Genomic DNA, 12,043 nt, shown 5'->3' with positions numbered 1-12,043 from the left:
CTAATAAAAAAGTTGTATTGACTTAACATTCTTAGTTCACACTCCCCGACATTTATTTAACTACCAATGGGTTTTGGATTATCCCAAGTTATTGGAGCTTTTATCTCAGCATCATCAATAATTTCCATTGGAGATTTAATTACGTGACCGTCATAATTATCTATAACTAATTTGAGTATACCTTCTTGTTCATAAAACCTTGTTGATTGCTTGAACCTAAATCTAGCTGAAATAAAATTAAAATCAGGAGTACGCCATTCAGTATCGAATTTGACTCGTATACGTTGATCTGAGTCTTTTGTTGGTATGGTTTGAGTTGAAACATTAACACCACCCATTATAACATATTTTTTTTGTTGATAAGTAATAGCCCCAAGTTCACCTGTTGGAGTAACGAGTCCCAAAATGGATGATTTAAGTAAACCCTCATAAATCAAAGGTTGTATATCAGCATACACATTATCACTAATCCAATTCTGCTTTTTAATATTATCGACAGTAACTATTTGTTTGTTTTTTATGATATTCTGCGGATACTGTTGAGGACCAACTTGTAGCTTATATTGTTTAACTTTTTTATCACTTACATTTACTTTTATCGTATGAATGGCTTTTTTATTAATTTTAACTTTAATCTGATCAGGATTTGTAGAACCATCATCAATAACCTCCATGCCATCATCCAAAACAACCTCACCTTGCTTTGTGTTAGACAAACTCGGATTCAAAGTAACGCTAGGATCGTCATAGGTTATCGTAAACACTGTACCATCTTCTTGTGGTTCACTAATTAGTACTTTCTCATCAATAGCAGGTATGGTTACTGGGTTTAGTGAGAATACGCTACTAAGGGATCCATGTTGCTTGTCATAAGTTGATATATATCCTTCCCATACAGTCCCTTCAGCAACCTCATCAGAGACTCTATACACATAAGTAAGAGTATTCTCATTAATTGGTATTTCTTCAGATTTTTCAGATTTCATTCCATTGTGGCTATTACCAAATGTAATCTCGTATGAAGCATATTTTTCAGGTTCTGAAAGTAATCCAGATGGAAGAGTATATGTTACAATTCTTTCACCAGTAATTTTATCTGTACCTGCAATTGCTTTAAACTGACCGGCATAGTTTGTACCAGCAACCATATGCGAATTATTATTAATATTCTCTTTGGCGTATCCCGTTAAAATTGATGAACAGCCTAATATGCTTGCTAGTAATATTTTAGTTTTCATTTTCATTTATTCCCCTATATTTGGTAAAGTGATTTTAATTTCGAAATTATATTTTAAATTAAATATAAATAAATATCAATATATAAAAAAGTTAATAAAATAAAAGTTAAATATGTTGAAAGCTTTATAAAGAATAAAGTTATAAAAAGTTCTGTGCTTAGAAATAAACCAAATAAAAGAGCAGGTTAATTTGATCACTACTGGATATGCTGATATGTAAAGAAAAATATGAAAAATGCTCCTAGAACTAGTTTTAAAGAAGTTGTGTTAGCTGAGAGTATTTGATTATCTCAAAAATAATCTAAACTTAGACTTATACAAGTTATGGATGAATTAATAATGCTTTTACGCACACCTTATAGCTGTTGAGCTTTCGTCAATAAAAATAATAATTATAAGTGTATAGATATAAAACAGTCGTCAAACTGAGGTTATTTTACAGCTACTGGATTACTCCAATGTATTTCTGACTCAGTTTCTATCACCTTCCCATTATAATGTACGACCAATTCTTCTGAGGCTAGCTGCTTATAGTATTTACTTGACGGATTAAACTCAAGTTCCATACTGAAATCATATAAGAATAGCTTATTGTGGTCATCATAAAGATAAATATCAATGATATAGTAATCCTTTTTTGGATTAATCCAGTATCTAACAGGAAAGGCTTTGTGTACTGCTCTATCTAATCCTCTACCAGAACTAAGAGTAATTTTATAAGGATCAATCCGAGAACCATTCAAACTTATAAGATCATTTGTAACAATCCCGTCTGAATGACAATTTCCAGCGATGTTCATATAACCAATATAACCAGGTGAGGTTGGCAACGTCATCATATTAATGTCAAAAAGATTATTACCTATAATATTCTGCGGATACTGTTGAGGACCAACTTGCAGTTTATATTGTTTAACTTGTTTATCACTTACATTTACTTTTATCGTATGAATGGCTTTTTCATTAATTTTAACTTTAAGCTGATTAGGGCTTGTAGAGCTATCATTAATAACCTCCATACCATCATCCAAAACAACATCACCTTTTTTTGTGTTAGACAAACTCGGATTCAAAGTAACACTAGGATCATCATAAGTTATTGTAAAGACTGTACCATCTTCCTGTGGTTCACTAATTAATACTTTCTCATCAATAGCAGGTATGGTTACTGGATTTAGTGAGAATACATCATGAGTCTCATGTTGCTTGTCATAAGTTAATATATATCCTTCCCATACAGTACCTTCAGCAACCTTATCAGAGACTCTATACACATAAGTAAGAGTATTCTCATTAATTGGTATTTCTTCAGATTTTTCAGATTTCATTCCATTGTGGCTATTACCAAATGTAATCTCGTATGAAGCATATTTTTCAGGTTCTGAAAGTAATCCAGATGGAAGAGCATATGTTACAATTCTTTCACCAGTAATTTTATCTGTACCTGCAATTGCTTTAAACTGACCGGCATAGTTTGTACCAGCAACCATATGCGAATTATTATTAATATTCTCTTTGGCGTATCCCGTTAAAATTGATGAACAGCCTAATATGCTCGCTAGTAATATTTTAGTTTTCATTTAATTCCCTATATTTGTAAAGTGATTTTAATTTTGAAATGATAGTCTAAATTAAATATAAATAAATATCAATATATAAAAAGTTAATAAAATAAAAGTTAAATATGTTGAAAGCTTTATAAAGAATAAAGTTATAAAAAGTTCTGTGTTTAGAAATAAACCAAATAAAAGTGCAGGCTAATTTGATTTCTCTCAGATAGGGTGGAATGAGCTATGGTTTATTTAGCTATTGAGTTTGAGGCACTGCATTTAATTTAAACTATCTAACACATCTAAAATCATTGTTAACTATATTTTCTATGTAGCTCTGAATCTGTTTGCGCGTTTGCAAATAAACTTTTAGATCTTTACCATAAGCATCTATTATATCTTGATCTTTGCCTATAGCACATTCTGATAAAGTATGAACGTTACTAGTATTAAGAAACTGTTTTTGTATTTGGTCTCTATGTGATACTGTCATGGTTAGCACCAAAAAAGAGTTATTTATATCTCTTTGTGATATTTGCTTTGCTTGGTGCTTAGAAATATCTATATATTCTTTGTCCATTACAACTACTGCATTTGGCTCAGGAGCTAATTCGATTTTATTAATACTAACTCCTCGTGATATTGCTAAATACTCATGTGTTGGAAAAGCATATTTGTAATTAGACAAATATTCTGCCATAACACTTCTACCTGTATTACCAGTACATACAAAAGTAATTTGCTTCTCTTTTGAATATACATTACCTATCAATGTAATTAATAACAATATCGTTAAACATTTATTCAATTTAAAATACCTATTATCTATTTCTAAGTTAAAGTCTACCCATCTACCAGCCATATCCAAATCTGAAAATTCACTCAATAAACATCATTAGGAATTAAGTCACCATTATCTAATATCCTATATGATGCTATACTATTTTGCTCAGGGCTTGTTGCCAAAAGAAACACATTTTCATCTCTAGCTATTATCTGGATAACAGGGTTAACAACCGTATCAATATAGTAAGGTTTTTGTTCTGCATCTGTTTTGGGGATAAGAGAACCATCAGGTTGTTGAATATATACATAAATTTTATTTTCCAATTCAGAGTTTATATATGCATAACCATTATAAATCTCAACTTGTACTGGAGCAATTACTCCATCAACCCCTTTTAGCGCACTTTCAATAATCAACTCATTTTCAAGATAGTAGTGTTTTATCATATTTCCCAAATTTATAGGCACATAAAGATTTTTTGAATCTTTATCTCGGGATATAAATAAATCATCGCCACTAGTTGGCGTGAATATAGTTCTTTCAGGATTAAGTATAAGATCTCCTGTGTTAGGATTATAATCATATGTATTTATACTGCTTGATAATCCATTAGTTAAGTATGCGTATTTACCATTCTGTGAGAAAGATAACGTCGATGGCGAATATTTTGATTCTATATTACCAGCTGGGTATAAATTTGTCATTGCTTTAGATAATTTCCCAGAATGTTTATCAACATTATACATCAAAATAATATAAGACTCTGGTGATAATACATAGAAATAGTTACCATCAGGAGAAAAGGAGGATCTCTTGAGAGGGGCACCCTCGTGAATTTTTTGAATAATATTTAGCTTACCATCATCAGCTACAGACATAACCACAATCGAGTTTGATAAGGTATTCACAATATATATAAATCTACCATCACGAGAAAAGACAGGGGGTCTTGGGGCTTCTCCCCCGGTATTGAAAGTCATGCCTTCTATCTCTTCAAGCTTACCGTTTTTAGGATCATACTTATATGCAACCACTACACTTTGTAAAGTTGATACAATATATGCAATATCATTTTTAGGAGAGAAGCTTGTAGAAATTGGTTCAGATTTCACTTGCAAAATATTAGACGCATGCGAAAATTCAATAAATATTGTAAAAACACATAGCAAACAAAAAATCCGAATCATATAATATATTCTTAACTTAAGGTAGCAGCAGTTGCTAAAACATTACACATATCTTTTGCTGATCTTTTCTCATCAATACTAACATCATATAACCTAGTTATTGCATCAACTCCTATATTTAGATAATTTGCATCAACTATAATATCAGCATAAAGAGACTTAGTACCATCATCATGAGTAACTATTTCAATCCAATCTGGAAGTGTTTGACCATGATCTTTAATATACTCAGCAAGATCTATAATGTCATCAAAATGCATTAGATATCCTCCACTAAAATCCTTTCCTCTTGCTGGCAAAATAATAAGATCAGTACCATCGGAAGATACAAGACCTTCTTCTATATATATGTCTATTGGACCACTAATTTTCTGACCTGCTCGTATATTTCCTTCTCCACTATAGCCTAATAAACTTGAGCAAACCAACTTTCTCGAATGAGGCTCAACTTTCACCGTCTTGCTTGAGATATTATAAGTAACACTCTTAGTTTGGTTTTGAGTCTCAGAGTTTGAACCATTATACTCTCCTGTTATAGTAGTTTCTCCTCCTGCAAATATGCTAAACTTGAAAGTTTGACTAAGTGCAACTTTCCAACCGGTTGCTTTAGTAAATGAAACTCCATTAGTATAAGTATATGAAACTGTATCTGTATTAATATCCTGTCGCACGTCAGAATTATTGTCAACATAAGTACCTACAGTTTGTAATACATGTGGTTTGGGATTATCATAATCTCTATATCCCAAAAAGTCTAAATCTTCCTTATAATTGATATCCTTGTCATACACTCTCAAGTTGGTTACTATCATATCGTTTGGATTTGTAGCCGCCAATTTATCTAGAAGAATATCTTTTAAATCATTCCAAGTTTTTCCTTGTGAATCTTGCGATAGGTTATTGTCTGCTTGCAATAATCTTGCTTTTGGGTCAGAAGCTCTACGGATACCTGTTACTTTATAGTATTCTTCATTAAGCTCTTGCTCTAGCTGAGAATTATTATTTACCTGAAGAGTATAATTAAATCTACCATCATCTTCAATATCACCAACAGAAGATTCCACAGCAGTATCAATTTGAGTACTAATAAGTTGATTCAATGTTTTGATATCATTATTTGACTGTGAAAACAGTCCAGTTGGATAAATTAATTTTGGCTCTGGGATATTGTCATCCAAAGTTGAATGCGAATAACCATTATTTATACTCCATGAGCAAGGACTACTGTTGTAAGGAACTATCCATATCCCACCTTCATATATGTCAACCACAACTGGAGCGATAGCATCTTCGCGATAAATACTACAATAGCGATCGGACCCCAAAAATTTGTTTGCTTGACCTCTTTGATGACCCTCTATATTCATACTGAAAGACCAATAGTCTTTAGCGCCATCTAGGGTTTTAACTTTAATTATTCTTGAGATTTCATCAGGTTCAAAATATTTAGGTTTGAGAGAATTAGAAATATATTTTTTACTAGCCTTGCCTAATACAAATTTCTCTGAAATATAGTCACTCGCATGTTCAGAATGCGTAGATAGTGAATAATCAATATATTTTCCTGTCTTATTATGAAGCTTAACATCATAGTAATACTCTCCTGCATAACCAATACTAGTATACAGCCCAGCACCTATCCATAAAAGTTTATTTATTAGTTTTAATCGTTTCATTGTGTTACTTAAGCTCCAGTTGTAAGTTATCTCATTATATCTATTATCTTACATTATATCTAATTGGACTAGATAAATTAGTCCAATCAAATGAAAGGTCAAAAAATCGACCATCCTTGAGTTGAATCTCCATTTCTGCATACTTAAACAACCCTTGGGTCTTTCTCGGATTGATAGGCTCAAACAAAATATTAGCACCAGAAGCATGCGGCTCTAAAACACTATGATACTCATTATGATTTTCATCAGACCACGTAGTAGTAATTTCCTTAATCTCATATTGAGGATTAATCGATAAATCAATACCTAAATAGGTGTTGGATCATCCCAATTTATTACTCGATATTCATATTTTCCTGTATAATTTGAAAAATCCCTTACAATCGTTTCTAGTTTTCCTACTTGAGTGTAGTATTTAGTTGACTGACTAAAACTAGTATTAATCATATATTCTTCCCACGATTCAGTTGTTTTAAAGGATATTTGATAGTCGGAAGCCATCCGTCCGTTTCTATCAATTGGAGTAGTACTTGAGTAAATTGGAAACCATCGACCACTTTTATATCCACGAACTGTAGTATCTTGAGAACGGATATTAATCGAGTTAATCCCTTCTGTATCAGCTCTACTGAAATATATATAAGCATAAAGATTACCAAGAGGTGCTGCTACAGCATTAATTTTTATAATATCGTTATCTTTAATATTCTGCGGATACTGTTGAGGGCCAACTTGTAGCTTATATTGTTTAACTTTTTTATCACTTACATTTACTTTTATCGTATGAATGGCTTTTTTATTAATTTTAACTTTAATCTGATCAGGATTTGTAGAACCATCATCAATAACCTCCATGCCATCATCCAAAACAACATCACCTTGCTTTGTGTTAGACAAACTCGGATTCAAAGTAACGCTAGGATCGTCATAGGTTATCGTAAACACTGTACCATCTTCTTGTGGTTCACTAATTAGTACTTTCTCATCAATAGCAGGTATGGTTACTGGGTTTAGTGAGAATACGCTACTAAGGGATCCATGTTGCTTGTCATAAGTTGATATATATCCTTCCCATACAGTCCCTTCAGCAACCTCATCAGAGACTCTATACACATAAGTAAGAGTATTCTCATTAATTGGTATTTCTTCAGATTTTTCAGATTTCATTCCATTGTGGCTATTACCAAATGTAATCTCGTATGAAGCATATTTTTCAGGTTCTGAAAGTAATCCAGATGGAAGAGTATATGTTACAATTCTTTCACCAGTAATTTTATCTGTACCTACAGTTGCTTTAAACTGACCGGCATAGTTTGTACCAGCAACTATATGTGAGTTATTATTAACATTCTCTTTAGCATATCCCGTTAAAATTGATGAACAGCCTAATATGCTCGCTAGTAATATTTTAGTTTTCATTTATTCCCCTATATTTGATAAAGTGATTTAATTTCGAAATGATAGTATAAATTAAATATATCTAAATATCAATATATATTTAAGTTTAATAAAATAAAAGTTAAATATTTAAAAATTTATAAACCTAAGTTTGGAGTTAAAAATAAAATTACTCACCTTACGCATTTGATTTATGAATTTCTAATTTCATATAGTTACTTAAGAGCAATAGCGTTAGATCTAACTAGGAGCTTATATTTCAGGGCGAAGTGGTTTAGTGAAGTTTTTATCTTGAGCATTTCTAGTTTACAAAAAGCCAATAATGAGCAAAAAATATGATTTCTTTGAGTTTTCTCAACTTTAGTTGGTGATGCTGATAAAGAAGTATTTTGCTTAATTGATTTGTGATAAACCTCTATTTGCCATCTTTTTTGATAGTCATGATATAACTGATTAGGATCTATTTCTAAATCATTTGTTACAAGATATAAAATTCCTTTTGACCGTTTTCGTTTATGAAAATCTTTTTTGTTAAAAGTACAGGGAAATTCATATCTTTAAGCCATATCTTTAAAGATTCTCCATCAGCAATATCAAGTTCAGAGAGCTTAATAAAATCCTTACTTCTTCTAGCATAATCACTCAAGGCAATAACTCTATTTGACTTCATACCAAGTATAAATTTCTTTGATAGTGAGTGATGTATGAAATTCATATTATCTTTAGAGCAAAACCAGCTATCTGCCAAAATATATTTAAACTTAACATGATTAATAACTGCTCGATTTATCATGTTTTGAAACATTTGGTTTTTAGTAACTTTAGATCTTCTTTTATACCGCTTATCTTTCTCATCATAATATCGCTCATCCTTTTTCACTATTTCATAGTCTATTGGAATAGATAAATTTGATGTGCTAAGCATACATGAGACTATATTAATTCCTTTTACATGAACACCTTTAGCATGAGAGTGATGCCAACAGACTATATCATTTTCATCTGTACTTGGCTTTTCACTAATTGTATCATCCAAACAAAGAACATCGTATTTGCTATTATATTTTCTAACTAAAGGCTTTATATACTTCCAGAATTCTAAGCTTGTTAAATCTGACTTGCTTAAAAACCTTGTTATTTTGTCATGTGATACTTCTTGATCTAATATATCTGATAATTTTGTGGCCGTAGCATACTTAGTTTGGCTTATAAGATAGTCTGTGTATATATCTAGTAAATCCTTGTCCATTTCTTAGAAAATACAAAACCTTTGTATAACTATTATTCTAAATATCTTTTTAAAACTTACAATCTTTTGCGTAAGGTGAGTAAAATAAGTCAAAAACTTTAGATTCTGACAAGGATAATAGATCAATACATTAAATCCTTTGTTTATTTACGAAACATTGTGGATTTCAAAATAGTTTTTATAATCTAGAGAGTAAATTCAAGAAAAAATTTACATGTACTTAGTTTATGGTATAATTGTATTTAATATTTAATTAACTAAAATCAAATGGGAATGAATATAAAAATTTTATTAACAACTGTTTTGTGCTCTTTAATTTTAATAGGATATTCAAATAGTAATCAAAAAAGTGTTAGTTCTGAAGTTAATTATTCTGAAGCTTACCCAATAAGTGCTACAATAGTTACTTCGAAGGATGGTGAAAACTTTATAAATTATTCAATTAATGATAATTTGGATACAGATAAGTACCACTTTATCACATATCAAATATTTTATGGAAATGGAGAATCATCAGAAGAGTTGTTTATCAATAAAAATCAAGTATATAAGTATAAAATCCCCAATAATGCAATAGAGGGAAGTGTTTGGAAAGGATACATAATAGCTAAAACAAACTGGCAAGTAAATAAAAGTAAACGATTTGATATACAACCTGTTCAAATTCCGGCTATTAACGTTGATGCTGATATAAAAATTAGTGAGCCACAAGAAGATGGTACAGTGTTTACTATAACTTCTGATATTGACTTGAATCCTTCTATTGATAATAAAAGAAGAGGAGATATTGTTTTAGATAACAATATGAGATATCTTGATAAACATAATCCTAGAGAATTAAAAGTCAAAATTGATAAAAAAGCTATGCACAAAATAAAAATAAATTTAACTGATGATAATGTGCGAGAGTATGAATTGCAAGTTGGTTCTCAGCAGTATCCAGAATCAAATGTTTCGCTTAAAGATCTTACAAATGTTCATGCTAAGATGAGAAAAGTATTTACTGATAACATATATTTGGATCTTATTCATCCAAATAATACTATGAATATAGATTATACTGATCTTTCTGTATTTCTTTATCATTCTACGAGTTTAGCTGGTGCTGAGACTTCTAAAACAAGTTATGATGATTATGAGACTATCAAAGTATATGCTTCGGGCATATTTATGCCAATTCCAAATACATATGTAATTTATGGTTTTAAAATATCTAACAATTTCTATAGTCAGACAGGTTTTGTTGAGATGATGTTAGATAGAGATGGTCTTATGACTAATATCCTTATAAGAGATCATGAAGCAGTTGATGGTGGACCGTGTGTGACTTGGGATCCTCCAAGAGCTCTTAACTAAGTTTGTAGTAAAAATAGTAAGATAGATAATATAAGAGAGGTAAATATTTATGAAAAAATTATCTAATAAAATAGTTGTTTTAGGTTCTATGTTAATTGGTAGTACGATGAGTTATGCTGAGGTGAAATATCCTGTTGATGTGTATTTTTACAATGATACTTCAAACCCTATTGATTACTCGCTAGTTATTGGATCAAAAAAACACCTTGCAAATGCACTTAATCCATGGTCACTGATAATGGATACTATCTATTTAGGTAAGGCAAATACTCGTAATATTCATAAAAGTACTTTAATAATGCCTAAAGAACACTCAGAAAAAATAGAATATGATATTTTTACCGCTGATGATATATATGAATTCATAAGCTTCAGTGAAAAATCTGATAATCAATTTAAAGGAGTTAGTGATAGATATTGTAAGCTTGGCCAAGGCGATAGTCCAGTGTTATATTTAGTTAATAATAGTGATTTAGTTATAGTCCCTAAAAAATCAAGCCCTTGTTCTTTTAAGTTATCAAGTGGCTATTCAACTGCAGATTATAAAGATTCAATAAAGAGTCCAGTTGGTGCTGAAAAATTAATAAAAGCTAATTCTTTGAGTGATTCAAACGAATATACTTCAAATACTGTTGAAGATTATTCAGATTCTAATGATGGTAAATTAAATTTCTTAATTGAACAACAAAAAAATCCTGAATTGTCCGAAGAGAATATAAATAATATTTATCACAAAGTAACTGGTACTTATAGAGTAAGTGATCCAAACCTAAATTATTTAAGTGATAGCGATAATGAGAAGAAATCTTTCTCAGATGTGTTAGATGAGCTTATGACTGATTTTGATAAGACTAAACCAAATGGTTGGGATATCGTTGATGCGAGAATTTATGATAGCAATCTTGATTATATACTAAAATCAAAACAAGATTACCTTACTTTAGTTAAGGGTCCTATTATTATTGAATATGACAGAGTTAATCCTAAAAATCCACCTGTGAGAGGGGATCATAATGATCGTAATCACTATATTGATCAAACAGGTAGTACAGGATATTTGATGAAATTCGATGATATAGCTGATTTGATAAGTTATCTAAAAAAAGAGAATAATAGCTTTGTTATGCCAGAAGGACTTAGTATTGATTCAAATAACCAAGTTAATATTAAAGGGATAAATCTTTCTTATGCAAAAGGAGATACTCCAGATGATGATAAATCTAAAGATCTAGATCTATCTGTAAAATATGTTATAAATGACGGTGGAGAAATAGGAGCTTTACGTGTTGTATTAAAAATTAATCCAAATCTTAATATAAAAAACATTACGAACATTTCTTGGAAAGATGGTAAAGGTAATGTTTATAAGCTTGAAGATATTAATGGATTGGCTAATGGAGAGCCTTTTGCTAATACTGCTGATTTTCGAATACATCCTATTCACCATAATGCTTCACAAGATTTTTTTCCTAATAACGCTCAGTTTAACCTGAACGTAAGTGATGGCAAGAAATATTTTGTATGGTTTGATATGATTGATGTAAACACAAATAAATTTCATATTAAGGAAATTGATTAATTTTTATATGCTTGTAAAAAAAT

The 12,043-nt window shown here is 30.6% G+C and carries 8 protein-coding genes and 1 pseudogene; 2 read left to right on the top strand and 7 right to left on the bottom strand.

The window, feature by feature from the left end:
* Positions 1-56: 56 nt before the first annotated feature.
* The 7 genes and pseudogenes from FSC454_RS08625 to FSC454_RS09575 all read right to left on the bottom strand — a co-directional run bounded on the left by FSC454_RS08625 (position 57) and on the right by FSC454_RS09575 (position 9,085).
* Positions 57-1,244, bottom strand: a complete 1,188-nt coding sequence (locus FSC454_RS08625) for a hypothetical protein (protein ID WP_071794829.1) — start codon at positions 1,242-1,244, stop codon at positions 57-59.
* Positions 1,245-1,669: 425 nt separating this feature from the next.
* Positions 1,670-2,818, bottom strand: coding sequence for a hypothetical protein (locus FSC454_RS08620; protein ID WP_066045233.1), 1,149 nt, complete (start codon positions 2,816-2,818; stop codon positions 1,670-1,672).
* Between the two features lie 259 nt (positions 2,819-3,077).
* A complete protein-coding gene (locus FSC454_RS08615) occupies positions 3,078-3,674 on the bottom strand; it encodes an arsenate reductase/protein-tyrosine-phosphatase family protein (RefSeq protein WP_066045235.1) in 597 nt (198 codons plus the stop codon).
* A complete protein-coding gene (locus FSC454_RS08610; RefSeq protein WP_066045237.1) occupies positions 3,671-4,762 on the bottom strand; it encodes a lactonase family protein in 1,092 nt (363 codons plus the stop codon). The genes FSC454_RS08615 and FSC454_RS08610 overlap by 4 nt, the downstream gene beginning before the upstream one ends.
* An 11-nt stretch (positions 4,763-4,773) precedes the next feature.
* Positions 4,774-6,438, bottom strand: coding sequence for an ETX/MTX2 family pore-forming toxin (locus FSC454_RS08605; RefSeq protein ID WP_066045239.1), 1,665 nt, complete (start codon positions 6,436-6,438; stop codon positions 4,774-4,776).
* Between the two features lie 306 nt (positions 6,439-6,744).
* A complete protein-coding gene (locus tag FSC454_RS08600; protein ID WP_066045240.1) occupies positions 6,745-7,857 on the bottom strand; it encodes a hypothetical protein in 1,113 nt (370 codons plus the stop codon).
* Positions 7,858-8,051: 194 nt separating this feature from the next.
* Positions 8,052-9,085 (bottom strand): annotated as a pseudogene (locus FSC454_RS09575) (IS701 family transposase).
* 273 nt (positions 9,086-9,358) lie between these two features.
* Between FSC454_RS09575 and FSC454_RS08590 the strand changes: the two are divergent.
* A complete protein-coding gene (locus tag FSC454_RS08590) occupies positions 9,359-10,441 on the top strand; it encodes a hypothetical protein (protein WP_082810690.1) in 1,083 nt (360 codons plus the stop codon).
* Positions 10,442-10,490: 49 nt separating this feature from the next.
* On the top strand, positions 10,491-12,020 hold the full coding sequence (locus tag FSC454_RS08585) for a hypothetical protein (protein WP_066045244.1): 1,530 nt from the start codon (positions 10,491-10,493) through the stop codon (positions 12,018-12,020).
* The last annotated feature ends 23 nt before the right edge of the window (positions 12,021-12,043 follow it).

This window comes from Francisella hispaniensis FSC454 (assembly GCF_001885235.1).
Taxonomy (GTDB): domain Bacteria; phylum Pseudomonadota; class Gammaproteobacteria; order Francisellales; family Francisellaceae; genus Francisella; species Francisella hispaniensis.
This window is presented reverse-complemented; position numbering and strand designations above follow the sequence as displayed.

Bases quoted from the DNA above. Each gene is read 5' to 3' on its own strand.
- FSC454_RS08610 (WP_066045237.1), bottom strand. From the start codon at position 4,762: ATGATTCGGATTTTTTGTTTGCTATGTGTTTTTACAATATTTATTGAA.
- FSC454_RS08625 (WP_071794829.1), bottom strand. From the start codon at position 1,244: ATGAAAATGAAAACTAAAATATTACTAGCAAGCATATTAGGCTGTTCA.
- FSC454_RS08605 (WP_066045239.1), bottom strand. From the start codon at position 6,438: ATGAAACGATTAAAACTAATAAATAAACTTTTATGGATAGGTGCTGGG.
- FSC454_RS08620 (WP_066045233.1), bottom strand. From the start codon at position 2,818: ATGAAAACTAAAATATTACTAGCGAGCATATTAGGCTGTTCATCAATT.
- FSC454_RS08590 (WP_082810690.1), top strand. From the start codon at position 9,359: ATGAATATAAAAATTTTATTAACAACTGTTTTGTGCTCTTTAATTTTA.
- FSC454_RS08600 (WP_066045240.1), bottom strand. From the start codon at position 7,857: ATGAAAACTAAAATATTACTAGCGAGCATATTAGGCTGTTCATCAATT.
- FSC454_RS08585 (WP_066045244.1), top strand. From the start codon at position 10,491: ATGAAAAAATTATCTAATAAAATAGTTGTTTTAGGTTCTATGTTAATT.